Origin of the sequence: Erwinia sp. S38, from assembly GCF_016624545.1 — a bacterium.
GTDB classification, from domain to species: domain Bacteria; phylum Pseudomonadota; class Gammaproteobacteria; order Enterobacterales; family Enterobacteriaceae; genus Erwinia; species Erwinia coffeiphila.
In genome coordinates, this window is record NZ_JACVTS010000009.1 from 1 (window position 1) to 17740 (window position 17740).

Genomic DNA, 17740 nt, shown 5'->3' on the forward strand with positions numbered 1-17740 from the left:
ACCTCTAACACGCTGGCCTGTAAGCCGTTGTTCCGTGTCAGTGGAGGCGCAGTATAGGGATTTTCTGGCGGCTGACAAGTTTTTATTGCAAATAAATTACCGAGCGTCTTATTTTTAACCAAAAGAATAAAAAGAACACAACAGTCGATTAATAATCACCCAGATATAGCCAGAAAACAGCAGACGCCCATCACAAAATTGAGATACGGGATGCTATTCTTGCTGCACCGCAGGCAGATTTCTGCTGGCTTCCAATTAAAAAAGGACGACCAATGATAAAATCCGCGCGCAGTATGGCCGGACTTCCGTGGATCGCCGCCATGGCGTTCTTTATGCAGGCGCTTGATGCCACCATTCTCAACACCGCTCTGCCCGCTATCGCCCATAGCCTGAACCGTTCACCGCTGGCCATGCAGTCAGCCGTTATCAGCTACACCTTAACCGTCGCCATGCTGATTCCCGTCAGCGGCTGGCTGGCCGATCGCTTCGGCACACGTAAAGTGTTTATCGTTGCCGTCTTCCTGTTCTCTTTTGGTTCCCTGGCCTGTGCGCTATCAAACTCGCTGGGCATACTGGTGATCTCTCGCGTTATCCAGGGCGTCGGCGGCGCGATGATGATGCCGGTGGCGCGGCTGGCCCTGCTGCGGGCCTATCCGCGCAGCGAACTGCTGCCGGTACTCAACTTTGTCACCATGCCCGGGTTGATTGGCCCGGTACTGGGCCCTCTGTTGGGCGGTGTATTGGTCACATGGGCAACCTGGCACTGGATATTTCTCATCAATATCCCGATTGGGATTCTCGGCATTATCTATGCGCGCAAATACATGCCGGACTTCACCACCCCAAAACGACGGTTCGACCTGCTGGGCTTTCTGCTGTTCGATCTTGGACTGGTTGGGATCTCAAGCGGCATCGAGCTGTTTGGCGAGCGGGTCGTCTCCAGCCTTATCGCATTGAGCGTACTGGTCGGGGGTATTCTCCTTCTTCTTCTATATATAGTGCACGCCCGCCGCCACCCTTCTCCGCTGCTGCCGCTGCCGATGTTTAAAACCCGCACGTTCTCCGTCGGCATCATTGGTAATATCGCCTCTCGTCTGGGAACCGGCTGTATTCCTTTTCTTATGCCGCTGATGTTACAGGTTGGCTTTGGCTATACCGCACTGATCGCCGGATGCATGATGGCCCCGACGGCGCTGGGATCGATTCTGGCAAAATCGCTGGTCACAAGAGTTCTGCGCTGGTTTGGTTATCGTAAAACGCTGGTCGGTATCAGTGTGATTATCGGCGTGTTGATTGCGTCGTTTTCCCTGCAATCAGCGAGCTGGAGCGTGCTGGCAATGTTAATCCCGCTGTTTATTCTCGGGATGGCGATGTCTACCCAGTTTACGGCGATGAACACCATCACCCTTGCGGATTTAACCGATGCCAATGCCAGCAGCGGCAATAGCATGCTGGCGGTAACGCAGCAGCTGGCGATTGGTTTTGGTGTAGCGGTTAGCGCGGCGGTCCTGCGCTTTTATGAAAACTTCGATGGCACAACCTTCCAGCACTTCCACGCCACCTTCCTGACGATGGGCGTCATTACCGTGATTTCCGCGCTGGTGTTCCTGCTGTTGAAACCAGGAGACGGCCGCAACCTGATCAGCGACCGCGATAAAAAGAAGAAGGCTTAGCGTTCCCCCACCGAGGCGCGCGCCATAAGTTCCGGTGTCAGTACCAGCAGCTGCTGGCTGGCATCGGGGCTACTCAGCCGGTGCAGCAGAGTATCAATCGCCAGCTCACCCAGCTCGTCTTTCGGCTGATGGATAGTGCTCAGAGGCGGGGTCATATAGCGCGCCAGCTCAATATCATCGTATCCCATCACCGCCATATCCTGCGGAATGGTCATCCCGGCCTGGAAGAGCGCCTGATAAACGCCAACGGCCATAGCATCATTACTGGTAAATACCGCCTGAGGTCGCGGGTCCAGGGTTAACAGCTGCTGCATGGCGTTGAAGCCACCTTCAAACTCAAAATCACCGTCAACAATATATCCGGGCAGGATCGGTAACTCCGCCGTGGCCATCGCTCGCTGATAGCCTTCAAGGCGCAGGCGCGCTGGCGTTTTATCCTGAGGGCCGGCAATACAGGCAATGCGGGTATAACCGCGGGAAATCAGATGCTGAGTGGCCATTTCACCGCCCAGCAACGAGTTGTCCTGAATAATGTCACTGCCGCCTTCAAACGGTGCCCAGTCCATCATGACCGAAGGAATAGAAGGATAGCGGCCAAGGATCTCTGCTGAAGGCAGATGGCTTTCGGTGCACATGATTAGCAAACCATCAACGCGCTTTTGCAGCAGCGTTTCCAGGCTCCGATCCATACGGTCCTTATCCCCTTCGGTATTACACAGAATCAGACTGTATCCGCGCTCATAGCAGCTGCGTTCAACGCCACGAACCACTTCCGCATAAAACGGGTTGCTGCTGGCGGTCAGCAGCATGCCGATGGTGCGGGTCTGATTCAGCTTCAGGCTGCGTGCCAGCGCCGACGGCGCATAGTTCAGCTCGCGGATTGCCGAAGTGACCTTCTCTCGGATCGTCTCGCTGACGAACCGATTGTTGTTAATCACGTGGGATACGGTAGAGGTTGAGACGCCCGCAAGCCGGGCGACATCTTTCATTGTGGCCACGTTTACCCCTGCGATTGCAAGAAGCTGTCGATCTCTTCACGCCAGGGTACTGAAGGCTGAGCACCGTGGCGCGTGACGGCAATAGCCGCAGCAGCATGAGCAAAGCGCACCGACTCGGCCATCGGCTTTTTCTCCAGCAGTGCGGTAATCAGCGCACCGTTAAACGTATCGCCGGCAGCAATCGTATCCACCGCCTCTACGCGGAATCCTGGAATACGCTGGCCGTTGCCCTGCTCGCTCAGCCACACACCGCGGCTACCGAGGGTGATCAATACCGATTCAATCCCTTTAGCATGCAGCACTGCCGCAGCCTTCGCCGCATCCTCATCGGTTTTTACAGACACGCCAGTCAGGATCTGCGCTTCTGTTTCATTTGGGGTAATCATATCCACCAGCGACAGCAGTTCATCGGAAAGCGCCGTTGCCGGGGCCGGATTCAAAATAACCCGGGTCTGATTCTGATGGGCAATGCGCGCAGCGGCCAGCACGCTGTCCAGCGGCGACTCAAGCTGCATCAATAATGCGTCAGCGCCGGCAATCACCTGCTGATGCTGAGCCACACGCTCCGGCGTCAACGCCGCATTCGCACCGGCATAAATGCCGATGGTGTTTTCACCTTCGCCATTGACAAAAATCAGCGCCACGCCGGTAGACTCACCCTCAACGGCAATAACCGGAGCCACATCAATACGATCGTCCGCCAGCTGCCTGCGGATACGTTCACCAATATCGTCATGCCCCACGCAGGCAATAAAGGAAATATCCGCGCCGCTACGTCCGGCAGCAACGGCCTGGTTCGCCCCTTTTCCACCAAATGCGACCTGATACTGCTTCCCGATCACCGTTTCACCCGGGCGCGGGAACTGCGCCAGATTAAGAATGTGATCTGCGTTGATGCTGCCAAGAACAGCCAGTTTTCCGGTATTTTTCATAGGGGGAATCGTCCAGATAAGTGCGCCACCCGAGGGTGGCGCGTGCCATGCTTTTCTTTGATTTATTTGGTAACCAGCTTCAGGTCTACCGGATTTACCGCGTCGACTTTCTGACCTTTCAGCACTTTATCAGCGGTTTCTACACCGATAGAGCCGATCTGCTCCGGCAGCTGAGCAACGGTCGCGGCCAGTTTGCCGCCTTCAACAGCCTTCACCCCATCAGGCGTGCCGTCGAAGCCCACAACCACCACACCAGATTTACCGGCAGTTTGCAATGCGCGTAATGCACCCAGCGCCATTTCATCATTCTGGGCAAACACCGCCTGTACATCTGGATGTGCGGTCAGCAGGTTCTGCATCACGTTCAGACCCTTGGTGCGGTCGAAATCGGCTGGCTGGCTGGCGAGGATATTAAATTTATGCGCATCGGCGGCCTGTTTGAAGCCTTCACCACGCTCACGCGCGGCTGACGTACCGGCAATTCCCTGCAGTTCGATAATTTTTGCGCCATCACCCAGCTTCTCAGCAATAAATTCACCGGCCTGCTTACCACCTGCGCGGTTGTCAGAAGCGATATGGCTGACAACCTTGCCCTGCGTCGCGACGCGGTCAAGGGTGATCACCGGGATGTTCGCCTGGTTAGCCATTTTCACCGCATTGCCCACCGCATCGGAATCGGTTGGGTTAATCAGCATAACCTTGGTGCCGCGAACGGTCAGGTCCTGCACGTTCGCCAGCTCTTTCGCCGGGTTATTCTGTGAATCCAGCACCACCAGGTTATAGCCCAGCTTATCGGCTTCTTTCTGCGCCCCATCTTTCAGCGAGACAAAGAAGGGGTTGTTCAGCGTGGATACCACCAGCGCGATAGTGTCTTTTGCCAGCGCATTGGTGCTCAGGGTCGCGCCTAACAGTAAGGCCAGTGCAGTCAGTTTTTTCATGTTCTTAATCCTGTAGGGTAATCAGTTATTTACTGCTTTTGTTGTCTACCAGCACCGCCAGTAAAATCACTACAGCTTTGACGATCATTTGGTAGTAAGAAGAAACACCGAGCAGGTTCAGCCCGTTGTTGAGGAAACCAAGGATCAGCGCACCGATCAGCGTTCCCATAATACGTCCTTTGCCACCAGCGAGGCTGGTCCCGCCGAGTACAACGGCCGCAATCGCATCCAGCTCATAGCCGGTTCCCGCCGTTGGCTGTGCGGAAGAAAGGCGCGCGACTTCAATGGTTCCGGCTAGCGCGGCCAGCATGCCGCACAGTGCATAAACGGTGATTTTTACCCGATTCACGCTGATGCCTGAAAGACGGGTCGCCGCTTCGTTACCACCCAGCGCATAGATATAACGACCCAGACGGGTGTGATGCAGCATGTACCATGCGGCAAAGAAGACAATTGCCATCAGCCAGACCGGCGTTGGGATACCCAGCGGGCGGCCAATACCGAACCAGCCAAACAGATCCGCATTGTCGCTAAAGCCGGTATTCACCGGGCTGCCGTTGGTGTACACCATGGTCACCCCGCGCAGCAGCAGCATCATTACCAGCGTGGCGATAAACGCCTGAACCTTGCCTTTCGCGACAATCGTACCGGTAATACCGCCGATCAGGGCGCCCAGCGCCAGCGAAGCGGCAACCGCCACCAGCGCATTCACTTCCAGGCCAACGATCGATGCCGCCACCGCGCCGGTCAGCGCCAGCAGCGAACCAACGGACAGATCGATGCCCGAGGTCAGGATAACCAGCGTCATCCCCACGGCCATAATGGCGTTAACCGAGGTCTGTTGCAGAATATTGAACAGGTTCGCCACGGTGAAAAAGTTCGGGCTCATGCTGGAGACAATGGCGATCAGCACCAGCAGTGCAATCAGCGATTTCTGTTCAAGCAGCCATGCCTTACTGATCAGGCGGCGTGAAGGGATTGTTTGCGTACTCATAGTTATGCCAGCTCCGCGCTGTATTGTTTGCCTACTGCCGCCGCCATCAGAATTTCCTGCGAGGCGTGTTCAATCGGGAAGTCACCGCTCAGGCGACCTTCGTGCATCACCAGCACGCGGTCGCTCATGCCCAGCACTTCCGGCATTTCAGAAGAGACGAGGATGATACTCAGCCCCTCTTCTTTAAACTGGTTAATTAGCTGATAAATCTCTTTCTTCGCGCCAACGTCCACGCCGCGAGTCGGTTCATCCAGGATCAGCACCTTAGGTCGGGTCATCAGGCCACGGGCGATAGCCACCTTCTGCTGATTCCCGCCGGAAAGCAGGCCGATAGGCTGATTCATCGAAGGGGTTTTAACGTTAAACAGCTTGATAAAGTCCCCGACGGCCAGCTGCTCTTCACCGTGCTTCAGACGACCGCCGGTATGGCTGAAATACTTCAGGGCGGTCAGCGACATGTTCTCTTTTACCGACATCCCCAGCACCAGACCATCGCGCTTGCGGTCCTCAGAGATATAGACGATACCGCTAAGCAGCCCTTCTTCTGGCGAACGCGCTACTACCGCTTTGCCGTCCAGGGTTACGGTTCCGGCTGAACGCGGCAGCGCGCCGTACAGCACTTTCATTAATTCGGTACGGCCAGCGCCCATCAAGCCCGCCACGCCAAGGATCTCTCCTTTACGCAGAGTAAAGCTGACATCATCAACGCCGGAACCGCTCAGGTTTTCCACCTTCAGGCGAATATCACCCGGTGCTTTGTCCAGGCGCGGATACTGCTCTTCGAGCTTGCGGCCGACCATCATTTCGATCAGCGACTCTTCGCTTAACGAGTTGACCTCCCGCTCGGCAATAAACTGACCATCGCGGAAAATAGTCACGTCATCGCAGATCTCAAAAATCTCTTTCATGCGGTGGGAGATATACACAATGCCGCAGCCCTGCGCCTTCAGCTCGTTGATCACGCGAAACAGCGAGGCGGTTTCCGTATCGGTCAGCGCATCCGTTGGCTCGTCCATAATGATGACTTTAGATTCAAAGCTCAGCACTTTGGCAATCTCAACCATCTGCTGATCGCCGATCGACAGATCGCCCACCAGTTTGTGGCTGCTGAACCGCAGGTTCAGACGTTTCAGCAACGCGTCCGCCTTCTCGTGCATCGCTTTCCACTGAATACGGCCAAAGCGGTTAACGAACTCGCGACCGAGGAAAATATTCTCCGCAATACTTAGCTGCGGGATCAGATTAAGTTCCTGGTGGATAATGCCGATACCCGCTTCCTGCGACGCCTTCGGCCCGTTGAACGTTGTTTCTTTACCCAACCACTCAAAGCTACCGGCATCGCGAGCGTAGATCCCGGTCAGGACTTTCATCATGGTGGATTTACCTGCACCGTTCTCCCCCACCAGCGCCATGACGCGGCCAGGATAAACGGCAAGTGCAGCCCCCGACAGCGCTTTCACGCCGGGGAAGGATTTCTCAATGCCTTTCAGTTGCAGTAAAGGTTGCATAACGGCCTCAGAAGGTCACGCCAGCGTTAAGGATGATATTCGCATACGGAGAGCACTCCCCGCTGCGAATAACAGCCTTACTACGTTGTGTTTGTTGTTTGAACTGTTCGTGACTGATGTAGCTGATACTAATGGTATTACCCTGGTGTTGTTGCAAGGATTCAAGCAGGGCGATCAGTTCACTGTGGAGCTGCGGATTGTGCTGCAAAATCTCCTCCGCAAGGATGGCACTCTCAACCTGCATTTCTTCAGTGACCGTTTTGGTTACCTGCAAAAAACTGGGAATACCGTGAGTCAGCGCAAGATCGATGCGCTGCGGGCCATGCGGGACAGGCAGGCCAGCATCGCCGATGGTCAGGCTATCAGTATGTCCCAGGCGGGAAACCACGGACGAAATATCAGAATTCAGTAAGGTGCCTTTTTTCATCTTTCACTCCAGAGCGAAACGTTTCGCTGACTGCAGTTTAAGCAACGGCCAGGGGAAAACAATCGCCAGATCGTGAAAATGTGATCGCCATCGAAACGTTTCGCTGTCGTTGCACAAAGATGAATTTACGGCGTCAAAGAGGCTTCAGAAAGAAAGTTAGGGGGATTTTGATATGAATGATTGCCTTGCGGAACAGCGCGAGATAATCCTCCAGCAAACAGCATTATCCGCCGATGCTGGAAGAATAGTTTATCGCTCGCACTGCCGGGAATGAGTCAGCCTTACTGACTGAGTTTTCTGATCTGCTTCACATCCAGCTCAAGGGAGTTAAAGTCTTTATCCAACTTGCCCTGAAGTTCGACATTATCTTTCGGGCCGACGGTCTGGCCTTCCCAGCGCTTGTGGTCAATCTCTACCGTCATAGTGCCGGTGGCATCGCGAAACAGATAGTCTTCATCCCCGATACGCTTTTCGATATTGCCGCGCATCGTTACCCAGGCGTCGTCTTTCATATCCTGCGCCTGTTTTACGGTCACCATCGTACCATTTGGCCCGCTAAAGCCCCCTTTCTGTAGGACGGAGGTCGGCGCATTCGGGTCGACAAAGCCGCCTCCCTGTACGGCCAGAACCGGGGTAGAAATCAGAGCGGTAATCGCCAGTAATGCAGCTGTTTTTTTCATGTTCATCTTTATCACCTTTCTTCCTGAACGGAGGCAGCGTTCTACTGCCGGAGGGTCTCTGAACGTGATTAAAACAAACGCTTCTTAACAGGATCTTAAGGGACTTCAGCTGATGAGTTTATTTCTGCTTATTGCGTAAATTCAGGCAATTTCGCCGATTGTCCCTGTACAAGCGGCATCCTCATTCCGTATAAATCGCTAACAGCCAAGGATAAGCCGATGAGAATTTTACTGATTGAAGACGATCGCCTGATTGGCGACGGGATAAAAGCCGGACTGGGCAAGCTGGGGTTTAGCGTTGACTGGTTTACTGAGGGAAATGATGGCCTGCTCGCCCTCAGCGCAGCACCCTACGATGCCGTGGTGCTGGACCTCAGCCTGCCGGGGATCGATGGCCTGGAGATCCTGCGCCAGTGGCGCCAGGAGGGCCGCGATGAGCCGGTGCTGATCCTGACCGCCCGCGATGCCCTTGAGCAGCGGGTCGAAGGCCTGCAGCAGGGGGCAGACGACTATCTGTGCAAGCCTTTTGCCCTCACCGAAGTGGCGGCACGGTTGCAGGCACTGATCCGCCGACGTCACGGCCAGCTACAGCCTACGCTCCAGCACGGCGGTGTGATCATGGAACCCGCTTCCCACAGCGTCACCCTGGACGGCAAACCGCTGGAGCTGAAAGCGCGCGAGCTGGCGCTGCTGGAGCTGTTTCTGCTCAACCCGGGTCGAGTGCTGACCCGCGCCCGGCTGGAAGAGAAGCTCTACGGCTGGGATGAAGATGTCTCAAGCAATGCGGTAGAGGTGCATATCCATCACCTGCGCAAAAAGCTGGGCAGCGAATTTATCCGTACCGTTCACGGCGTTGGCTACACGCTGGGGGCGCTATGAAAAAAAGAAGCCTGCGCCTGCGCCTGCGCCTGACGGTCGGTTTTCTACTACTGAGTATTCTGTGCTGGGGAGCGGCCGCAGTGGGCGGCTGGTGGCAAACGCGGCACAACATCAACCAGCTGTTTGATACCCAGCAGATGCTGTTTGCTAAACGACTGGCGGCGATTAATCCTGAACGACTGAGTAACGATCCCCTCACCCTGCCAAAAACTAAAAAGCTGCTGCGCCATCATCGCGGCGATCAGGAAGATGATGCGCTGGCCTTCGCCGTGTTCAGCCGCGAAGGGAAAATGCTGCTCAATGACGGTGATAATGGCAAAGATTTCCCCTTTAGCTATCAGCGCGACGGCTTTACCGACGGCAGATTAAAAGATGATGACGATATGTGGCGGCTGGTGTGGCTCACCACGGCGGACGGCCGCTATATCGTGGCAGTGGGCCAGGAGTGGGAATACCGCGATGATATGACTCGCGATCTGGTTCACGCCAGCCTCAGCCCCTGGCTGCTGGCGCTGCCGGTGATGCTGCTACTGATGCTTTGGCTGGTCAGCCACGAACTTAAACCCCTCAAGTACATCGCGCAACAGCTCCGCCAGCGGGCGGCGGATGATGCCGCACCGCTCGAAGCTGAGCGCGTCCCACAGGAAGTTCGTCCCCTGCTGGACGAGCTTAACCAGCTGTTTGCCCGCATCGGTGCGATGCTGCTGCGCGAGCGGCGCTTTACCTCCGATGCCGCCCACGAACTACGCAGCCCGCTGGCGGCGCTAAAGGTCCAGACCGAAGTGGCACAGCTGGCCCACGACGATACCGCTGCGCTCAGCCACGCACTGAGTAATCTGGATATCGGTATCGATCGCGCCACGCGGCTGGTGGATCAGTTGCTGATCCTCTCGCGGCTGGATAATGGCCAGGATCTGCAAAAACAGTCGCTGGAAATGCAGTCTCTATTGCAGCAGGCCGTGGTCGAGCACTATGAACAGGCGCGGGAAAAAGGAATCGATCTCAGTCTGGATGCACCGGAAGAACCGCTCAGACGACTGGCAAACCCGCTGCTGCTGGCTCTGCTGGTGCGCAATCTGCTGGATAACGCTATCCGCTATGCGCCAGAGGGTAGCCAGGTGGCACTGGCGCTAACAGAGAACAGCCTGACGATAAGCGATAACGGCCCGGGTATTCCGGCAGATCTGCTGCCGCGCATCGGGGAGCGTTTCTATCGTCCTCCCGGTCAGCAGCAGTCCGGCAGCGGCCTGGGATTATCGATCGTTCATCATATTGCCCGGCTGCACGGTATGGGGGTTACGCTGAAGAATTGGGATGAGGGTGGATTAGTCGTGACGGTGTGGCTGTAGGGCGCGGTCATGTTCAGACCGCGCCCGTTCATCATATTTCGACCTGCGTACCCAGCTCAATCACCCGGTTAGGCGGGATTTCAAACTGATCCGGCGCGCGCAGGGCGTTCTTTTGCAGCATCAGGAACAGCTTACCGCGCAGCCGCAGATACCACGGTCGTTTACCGATAATCAGCGATTCGTGGGACATAAAGAACGAGGTTTCCATCATCCGGCAGCTCAGCCCTTCCAGACCGCAGCGGTGGAAGATCTCCTCGACGTTTGGCGTTTCGCGCCAGCCGTAGCTGGCCACCACGCGCCAGAAGGTCGGGGAAAGCTGCTCAATGGTCACGCGTTTCACATTATGCACGTACGGCGCATCTTCGGTACGCAGCGTCAGCAGCACCACGCGTTCATGCAGTACCTTGTTATGCTTAAGATTATGCAGCATGGCAAAGGGGATCACGTTCAGCGCGCGCGACATATACACTGCGGTTCCTGGCACCCTGACCGGCGGCGATTTCTCCAGCGAGGCGATCATCGCCTCCAGCGAATTGCCGTGCTCATGCATACGGCGCAGCAGGCGGAAGCGTTCGCTTTTCCAGGTGGTCATAATTACAAACATCACCAGCGCCAGCGCCAGCGGCAGCCAGCCGCCGGAGAAAACCTTCACCAGGTTGGCCGAGAACAGTGACACATCAATACACAGCATGGCCACGAGGATTAGCAGCGCCAGATAGCGATTCCAGTGCCAGTTCTTGATCGCCACTGTTGTACACAAAATGGCCGTCAGCACCATGGTACCCGTCACCGCAATACCGTAGGCCGCAGCGAGGTTGCTTGAGTGCTTAAAGCCGATAATCACGATGACCACGGCAACAAACAGCAGCCAGTTGATCACCGGAATATAGATCTGGCCAGATTCCTGCTCTGAGGTGTAAACAATACGCATCGGCGGTAGATAGCCCAGACGCACGGCCTGACGCGTGAGTGAGAATACCCCGGAAATCACCGCCTGAGAGGCGATCACCGTGGCCAGAGTCGCCAGCAGCAGCAGCGGGATCAGCGCCCAGTCAGGTGCCAGCAGGAAGAACGGGTTTTTGATGGCTTCAGGATGTGCCAACAGCAGCGCACCCTGGCCGAAATAGTTCAGCACCAGCGAAGGCAGCACCACAATAAACCACGCCAGTCGGATAGGGAATTTGCCAAAGTGGCCCATATCAGCATACAGCGCTTCCACCCCGGTAATCGCCAGCACCACGGCACCCAGCGCAAAGAAGGACACGGTTTTATATTCAATAAAGAAGTGAACCGCCCAGTAAGGATTCATCGCCTGCAATACGTCAGGGTGATTGATAATACTGCGGGCACCCAGCACCGCCAGTACGATAAACCACACCAGCATCACTGGCGCAAACAGCTTACCCACAATGCCTGTACCGTGTTTCTGAATCACAAACAGCAGAGTCAGCACCGCGATGGCCAGCGGGACGATATAGCTGTCGAGCGACGGCGCGGCAATCTCCAGCCCTTCTATCGCCGACAGTACCGATACCGCCGGGGTTATCACCACTTCGCCATAGAAGAAGCTGCCGCCAATCAGGCCCATAATCAGCAGGATTGCGGTTGCCCGCCCGCCGGTATTGCGCCCGGCCAGCGACATCAGCGTCAGAATACCGCCCTCACCGGCGTTATCCGCGCGCATGACGTAGGTGATGTACTTGAGGGATACCGTCAGGATCAACAGCCAGAAGATCAGGGAGAGGAAACCAAATACCGCATCGCGCTCTACGCCAAAGCCGAACTGTCCCGACAGACATTCGCGCAGGGTATACAGCGGGCTGGTACCGATATCACCGTAGACCACGCCGATTGCGGCAAGAGTAACGGCACCAAGGGACTGCTTTTTGTCAGAGCTCATAGGTTAATCTTTTGTTGCAGCCGGCCAGCGCGGGATTGCGCACAGTTTACCTGGCTATCAAAAAGCGCACAGTATGCATGATTCATCACGAATGCCTATTGTTTATTGACGGGATATCGCCCAAACGGAACTCACTTCAATGGCCAGTGTCACCCTTTGATAATAAAAAAGCTGACTGCTATCAACTCTTTCAAGCATCATAGTCAGTAGTGTTTGCGCTCGCCAGCCACGATGCTGGCCTGACCGTAGAAAAAGGATGGATGTTTGATTATGGCCCAGTCTCACTTACTGGCGGAGCGTATTTCCCGCCTGAGCAATGCGTTAGAGAAAGGACTTTACGAACGCCATCACGCGATTCGGCTCTGCCTTCTTGCCGCGCTATGTGGCGAAAGCGTTTTTTTACTCGGGCCGCCGGGCATCGCCAAGAGCCTGATCGCCCGACGCCTGAAGTTTGCTTTTCAGCATTCCCGCGCCTTTGAGTATCTGATGACCCGCTTCTCAACGCCGGAAGAGGTGTTTGGCCCGCTGTCCATTCAGGCATTGAAGGATGAAGGCCGCTATCAGCGCCTGACCAAAGGCTACTTGCCCGATGCGGAAATCGTCTTCCTGGATGAGATCTGGAAAGCCGGCCCGGCAATCCTGAATACTCTGCTGACCGCCATTAACGAACGCCGTTTCCGCAACGGCGACAACGAAGAAAAAATCCCGATGCGGCTGCTGGTGACCGCCTCTAACGAACTGCCGGAGGCGGACAGCGGGCTGGAAGCGCTGTATGACCGCATGCTGATCCGCCTGTGGCTGGATAACGTCCACGAGAAGCAGAATTTCCGCAGCCTGCTGACCCACCAGCAGGATGAAAATCAGAATCCGGTGGCGGAATCACTGTGCATCAGCGACGAGGAGTATCTGGCCTGGCAGCAGGGCATTACCAAAGTTAACCTGCCGGATGATGTCTTCGAGCTGATCTTCCAACTGCGCCAGCAGTTAGAAAATCAGCCAGAAGCGCCGTATATCTCCGACCGCCGCTGGAAAAAAGCCATTCATCTGCTGCAGGCCAGCGCCTTTTACAGCGGGCGCAATTCTATCGCGCCGATCGATCTGATCCTGCTGAAAGACTGCCTGTGGCATGACGTGAATTCGATGAAACTGCTGGATCGCGAAATTGATAATCTGCTGACCCAGCAGGCGTGGCAGCAGCAACCGATCCTGATCAAACTCCAGCAGATTAACACCCGCCGCCTGGCGCTTCAGCAGCAGCAGAGCGTGGAGCAGGCCATTCGCCTGGAGAAACACGGCGGGATGTTCAGCCGCAAGCCGCATTTCGAGCTGCCCGCCGCGCTGTCGGCCGATGAGCTGACCCTGATGCTGCAAAAGCCGCTGACGCTGCATGATATGCAGGTTACGCACGTGACTCTGGCCCGCGAGGCGCTGCATCACTGGCTGCAAAAAGGGGGAGAGGTACGCGGCAAGCTGAATGGCATCGGCTTTGCGCAGATGTTGGATCTGCACGTGGATGCTCAGGAGTGTCTGACGCTGCGTGATATCAGTCTGCAAAGCACGCGGCTGATGCTGCCCGGTAAACTCCAGCAGGCGCTGCCGGAAGAGATTATTCAGGCGCTGGATGAGCTGGATACCCAACTTCGTGCCCAGCGCACGCTGTTCAGTCAGCACCACCGCTGTCTGTTTATCAGCGATGACTGGCTGGCTCGCGTTGAGGACAGCCTGCAGCAGGTGGCCGAACAGCTGAAGCAGGCGCGGCAGTGATCTCACTCGATACGCTGAGTATGTTGCTGACCATCAGCGAAAACGAGCTGATCGAAGAAGTGGCCATCGCCATGCTGGCCTCGCCAAAGCTGGCCGCTTTTTTCAAAAAATTCCCGGGGCTGAAAAATGCCCTGACTCGCGATTTGCCCAACTGGAAAGCAGGCGTGCTGCAACAGCTCAAATCGACCCCGGTTCCCGACGACGTGGCCGAAGAGTTCAGCCGCTTCCAGCACTTCAAGACGCTTAACTCCCACGAATTCAGCGCGCAGCTGCCCGCTTTGTTACAGTGGCTGGATGCCAACCACTCGCCCTTTGCAGAGAAAGCCCGTCACCTGGTGGAGCATACGGAGATCGGTCATCTGAGCCCGGCTCAGCAGACGCTGTTTCTCCAGCGCTGGCGGCTGAGCCTGACCCTGCAAACCCTGTCGCTGAACCAACAGCTGCTGGATCAGGAGCGCGACAAGCTGCTGGCCGAGCTACAGCATCGAATGGCGATGAGCGGCCAGCTGGCCCCGGTGCTGGCCAGCGATGATGACGCGGCGGCTGGCAGGCTGTGGGATCTCACCCGCAGCTCGCTACAGCGTGAGGATTATCAGCTGATTGTGCAGTACGGTGATTTTCTGGCGGGGCAGCCCGAGCTGATGAAACTGGCCGAACAGCTTGGCCGCAGCCGCGAAGCCAAAGCCGTGCAGGCGGAAGAGGCGCCGCTGGAAGCCTTCCACCAGCTGGTGCGCGAACCGGAAAGCGTACCGGAAGAGGTCAACGGACTGCATCAAAGCGATGATATCCTGCGCCTGCTGCCGCCGGAGCTGGCTACCCTCGGCATCAGCGAACTGGAATTCGAGTTTTACCGGCGGCTGGTGGAAAAGCGCCTGCTGACCTATCGCCTGCAGGGCGAGAGCTGGCACGATAAGATCACCGAGCGGCCCGTCGTTCATCAGCATCATGATGAGCAACCGCGAGGACCCTTTATTGTCTGCGTCGATACATCCGGATCGATGGGTGGATTTAACGAGCGCTGTGCAAAAGCCTTCTGTCTGGCGCTGCTGAAAGTGGCGCTGGCGGACAACCGCCGCTGCTACATTATGCTGTTCGCGCATGAAGTCATCGGCTATGAACTCACCGCCGGAGACGGTATCAGCCAGGCGATCCGTTTTCTCAGCCAGCGCTTTCGCGGCGGCACCGATCTCGCCGCCTGCATGGACGAAGTATTAAAAAAACTCAGCAGCAGCCCGTGGCAGGATGCCGATGCGGTGATCCTCTCCGATTTTATCGCCCAGCGCCTGCCGGAAGAGCTGGTTAAACGCGTTCGCGATCATCAAAATCGCCAGCAGCAGCGTTTTCATGCCGTTGCCATGTCCGATCATGGAAAACCGGCCATCATGCGCATCTTCAACCATATCTGGCGTTTTGACACCGGACTAAAAAGCCGCCTTCTGCGCCGCTGGCAGCGCTAGTCCTCTTCCCTCAGCCCTTTGCGCAAAATACGGCAAACCTTATTTGCTATAGTCATATATCGGCTTTAGCCAATCGGCAGATGGGAGCATTACGTGACAGCACAACAACAGCATCAGAGCGGGCTTCCCGCACCAACCCGCACGCTACTTCTTGACGGCAGCGACCCGGAACAAAAACGCCAGCAGCTGCTCGCTTACTTCCGCCAGACCTGGGAACTCTACGAGCGCCTGTTTGACTGCCTGGCCGATGAACGGGCGTATTACAACAAAGCGATCCCGCTGCGCCATCCGCTGATCTTCTATTTTGGCCATACCGCCACCTTCTACATTAATAAACTGATGGCAGGCAGGCTGATTGACGCCCGAGTTGATGACCGGATCGAAGCCATGATGGCGATCGGCGTTGATGAAATGAGTTGGGACGATCTGGATAACAGCCACTACAGCTGGCCGTCGGTCAGCGAACTGCGTGACTATCGCGGTAAGGTTCGTAGCCGGGTAGAGCAGTTTATTGCAGAGATGCCGCTGTCGCTGCCAATTGGCTGGGAAAGCCCGGCGTGGGTGATCCTGATGGGGATTGAACACGAGCGCATCCATCTGGAAACGTCCAGCGTACTGATTCGCCAGCTGCCGATCGAATGGGTTAAACCACAGCCCCACTGGCCCGCCTGCCCCGAAGCCCGCCACGATCGTCTGGCGGTGCCGGAAAATTCGCTTATTGCCGTCGCCGGTGGCCGCGTCACCCAGGGCAAAACCGACCCGACCTACGGCTGGGACAACGAATACGGCACGCAGGTCAGTGAAGTGAAGCCCTTCCGCGCCAGTAAAATGCTGGTCAGCAACGCCGAGTTCTTCACCTTCGTCGCGGCAGGGGGCTACCAGCAGTCGCGCTGGTGGGATGAAGAGGGCGAAGGCTGGAGGGCGTTTTCCAAAGCCACGATGCCGACGTTTTGGGTCGGCAGCGCCGGGCAGCCGGATAACCTGCGTCTGCGGTTGATGACGGAAGAAGTGCCGATGCCGTGGGACTGGCCCGCCGAAGTGAACCAGCTGGAGGCCGCGGCCTTCTGTCGCTGGAAAGCAGAGGAAACCGGTAAGTCCATCCAGCTTCCGGCAGAAAGTGAGTGGATGCTGCTGCGCGAACAGGTCGCCGGCGATCAGCCCGACTGGGACACGGCGCCGGGCAATATTAATCTGGCCTACTGGGCCTCTTCCTGCCCGGTCGATCGCTTCAGCCAGGGGGATTTCTTCGACCCGATCGGCAACGTCTGGCAGTGGACCACCACGCCGATTAACGGCTTTGAAGGGTTTCGCGTGCATCCGCTGTACGACGATTTCTCCACGCCAACCTTTGACGGCAAACATGCGCTGATCAAAGGCGGCAGCTGGATCTCCACCGGTAACGAGGCGCTGAAATCTGCGCGTTATGCCTTCCGCCGCCACTTCTTCCAGCATGCGGGATTCCGCTACGTCGTCTCCAGTCATCAGGAAACCATGGCGCAAAACCCGTACGAAACCGACACCATGGTATCGCAGTATCTGGATTTCCAGTACGGTCCGGAATATTTCGGCGTGGCCAACTATGCACGCGCGCTGGTGGAAATCGCCTGCGGGCTGACGGATAAACGGCAGCGCGCGCTGGATCTCGGCTGTGCCACAGGACGCGCCAGCTTTGAACTGGCACGCCATTTCGAGCAGGTGGTGGGCATGGACTACTCGGCGCGTTTTATTGACGTCGCGCTGCAGCTGACCGGTGGTGAAGACTTCCGCTATGTCACCCAGGAAGAGGGCGATCTGGTGGAGTATCGCCAGGTCAGGCTGAAAGACTTTGGTCTGGACACTCAGCAGGCCAGCCGCATTCAGTTCGTACAGGGCGATGCCTGCAATCTGAAGCCGCAGCCGGAACACTACGATCTGGTCCTGGCCTCTAACCTGATCGACCGGTTACGCCAGCCCAAACGCTTCCTGCAGGATATCAGCGGCATGATCCGCAGCGGCGGCATACTGATGCTCTCCTCACCCTATACCTGGCTGGAGGAGTATACGCCGAAGGAAAACTGGCTTGGAGGAGTCCGTGAGAACGGGGAAGCCCTGACCACTTACCAGGCACTGCAACGACTGCTGGCGGCGGATTTTGAAGAGATCGCACCCGCACAGGACATTCCGTTTGTCATTCGCGAAACGGCGCGTAAATACCAGCATACGCTGGCGCAGCTGACGCTGTGGCGTAAACGCTGATCTCCC

Annotated in this window: 14 protein-coding genes; 6 read left to right on the forward strand and 8 right to left on the reverse strand. The window is 56.6% G+C overall.

Going from position 1 to position 17740, the window contains the following annotated elements:
• The first annotated feature begins 272 nt into the window (after positions 1–272).
• A complete protein-coding gene (mdtD, locus tag IBT46_RS11780; protein ID WP_200545824.1) occupies positions 273–1673 on the forward strand; it encodes a multidrug transporter subunit MdtD in 1401 nt (466 codons plus the stop codon).
• On the opposite strand, the gene rbsR is transcribed toward mdtD, so the two are convergent.
• The 7 genes from rbsR to IBT46_RS11815 form a co-directional block, all read right to left on the reverse strand.
• Positions 1670–2671 carry a ribose operon transcriptional repressor RbsR gene (gene rbsR, locus IBT46_RS11785; protein WP_200545825.1) on the reverse strand — a complete coding sequence of 334 codons (1002 nt, stop codon included), beginning with the start codon at positions 2669–2671 and terminating at the stop codon, positions 1670–1672. The two genes, mdtD and rbsR, sit on opposite strands and share 4 nt — an antisense overlap.
• Before the next feature lie 2 nt (positions 2672–2673).
• Positions 2674–3603, reverse strand: coding sequence for a ribokinase (rbsK, locus tag IBT46_RS11790; protein WP_200545826.1), 930 nt, complete (start codon positions 3601–3603; stop codon positions 2674–2676).
• A gap of 62 nt (positions 3604–3665) precedes the next feature.
• Positions 3666–4541 (reverse strand): ribose ABC transporter substrate-binding protein RbsB, encoded by an 876-nt coding sequence (rbsB, locus tag IBT46_RS11795; protein ID WP_105595269.1) that lies wholly within the window; start codon positions 4539–4541, stop codon positions 3666–3668.
• A gap of 25 nt (positions 4542–4566) precedes the next feature.
• The gene (rbsC, locus tag IBT46_RS11800; RefSeq protein WP_105595270.1) at positions 4567–5535 is read right to left on the reverse strand and encodes a ribose ABC transporter permease; all 969 of its coding nucleotides are present in this window, start codon (positions 5533–5535) and stop codon (positions 4567–4569) included.
• 2 nt (positions 5536–5537) lie between these two features.
• Positions 5538–7043: a ribose ABC transporter ATP-binding protein RbsA gene (gene rbsA, locus IBT46_RS11805; RefSeq protein WP_200545827.1), complete on the reverse strand. Its 1506-nt coding sequence runs from the start codon at positions 7041–7043 to the stop codon at positions 5538–5540.
• A gap of 7 nt (positions 7044–7050) precedes the next feature.
• Entirely contained in the window at positions 7051–7470 is a 420-nt protein-coding gene (gene rbsD / locus IBT46_RS11810) for a D-ribose pyranase (RefSeq protein WP_105595272.1), read from the reverse strand.
• A 281-nt stretch (positions 7471–7751) separates the two neighbouring features.
• Positions 7752–8150, reverse strand: coding sequence for a YgiW/YdeI family stress tolerance OB fold protein (locus IBT46_RS11815; protein ID WP_200545828.1), 399 nt, complete (start codon positions 8148–8150; stop codon positions 7752–7754).
• A 219-nt stretch (positions 8151–8369) separates the two neighbouring features.
• Between IBT46_RS11815 and qseB the strand changes: the two genes are divergently transcribed.
• Together qseB and qseC are read left to right on the forward strand one after the other, a co-directional pair.
• Positions 8370–9029, forward strand: coding sequence for a quorum sensing response regulator transcription factor QseB (gene qseB, locus IBT46_RS11820; protein WP_200545829.1), 660 nt, complete (start codon positions 8370–8372; stop codon positions 9027–9029).
• Positions 9026–10378 carry a quorum sensing histidine kinase QseC gene (qseC, locus tag IBT46_RS11825; RefSeq protein WP_200545830.1) on the forward strand — a complete coding sequence of 451 codons (1353 nt, stop codon included), beginning with the start codon at positions 9026–9028 and terminating at the stop codon, positions 10376–10378. The genes qseB and qseC overlap by 4 nt, the downstream gene beginning before the upstream one ends.
• A gap of 31 nt (positions 10379–10409) precedes the next feature.
• On the opposite strand, the gene kup is transcribed toward qseC, so the two are convergent.
• Positions 10410–12278 carry a low affinity potassium transporter Kup gene (kup, locus tag IBT46_RS11830; RefSeq protein WP_105595275.1) on the reverse strand — a complete coding sequence of 623 codons (1869 nt, stop codon included), beginning with the start codon at positions 12276–12278 and terminating at the stop codon, positions 10410–10412.
• Between the two features lie 270 nt (positions 12279–12548).
• Between kup and ravA the strand changes: the two genes are divergently transcribed.
• From ravA to ovoA, 3 genes are all read left to right on the forward strand, one after another.
• The gene (ravA, locus tag IBT46_RS11835; RefSeq protein WP_200545831.1) at positions 12549–14042 is read left to right on the forward strand and encodes an ATPase RavA; all 1494 of its coding nucleotides are present in this window, start codon (positions 12549–12551) and stop codon (positions 14040–14042) included.
• Positions 14039–15499, forward strand: a complete 1461-nt coding sequence (gene viaA / locus IBT46_RS11840; RefSeq protein ID WP_200545832.1) for an ATPase RavA stimulator ViaA — start codon at positions 14039–14041, stop codon at positions 15497–15499. The genes ravA and viaA overlap by 4 nt, the downstream gene beginning before the upstream one ends.
• 72 nt (positions 15500–15571) lie before the next feature.
• The gene (gene ovoA / locus IBT46_RS11845) at positions 15572–17734 is read left to right on the forward strand and encodes a 5-histidylcysteine sulfoxide synthase (RefSeq protein ID WP_200545936.1); all 2163 of its coding nucleotides are present in this window, start codon (positions 15572–15574) and stop codon (positions 17732–17734) included.
• Positions 17735–17740 lie beyond the last annotated feature (6 nt).

What these genes read in the sequence shown, in the direction of transcription:
- mdtD (WP_200545824.1), top strand. Translation starts at nt 273, where the DNA reads ATGATAAAATCCGCGCGCAGTATGGCCGGACTTCCGTGGATCGCCGCC.
- rbsK (WP_200545826.1), bottom strand. Translation starts at nt 3,603, where the DNA reads ATGAAAAATACCGGAAAACTGGCTGTTCTTGGCAGCATCAACGCAGAT.
- rbsB (WP_105595269.1), bottom strand. Translation starts at nt 4,541, where the DNA reads ATGAAAAAACTGACTGCACTGGCCTTACTGTTAGGCGCGACCCTGAGC.
- rbsC (WP_105595270.1), bottom strand. Translation starts at nt 5,535, where the DNA reads ATGAGTACGCAAACAATCCCTTCACGCCGCCTGATCAGTAAGGCATGG.
- rbsA (WP_200545827.1), bottom strand. Translation starts at nt 7,043, where the DNA reads ATGCAACCTTTACTGCAACTGAAAGGCATTGAGAAATCCTTCCCCGGC.
- rbsD (WP_105595272.1), bottom strand. Translation starts at nt 7,470, where the DNA reads ATGAAAAAAGGCACCTTACTGAATTCTGATATTTCGTCCGTGGTTTCC.
- IBT46_RS11815 (WP_200545828.1), bottom strand. Translation starts at nt 8,150, where the DNA reads ATGAAAAAAACAGCTGCATTACTGGCGATTACCGCTCTGATTTCTACC.
- qseB (WP_200545829.1), top strand. Translation starts at nt 8,370, where the DNA reads ATGAGAATTTTACTGATTGAAGACGATCGCCTGATTGGCGACGGGATA.
- qseC (WP_200545830.1), top strand. Translation starts at nt 9,026, where the DNA reads ATGAAAAAAAGAAGCCTGCGCCTGCGCCTGCGCCTGACGGTCGGTTTT.
- kup (WP_105595275.1), bottom strand. Translation starts at nt 12,278, where the DNA reads ATGAGCTCTGACAAAAAGCAGTCCCTTGGTGCCGTTACTCTTGCCGCA.
- ravA (WP_200545831.1), top strand. Translation starts at nt 12,549, where the DNA reads ATGGCCCAGTCTCACTTACTGGCGGAGCGTATTTCCCGCCTGAGCAAT.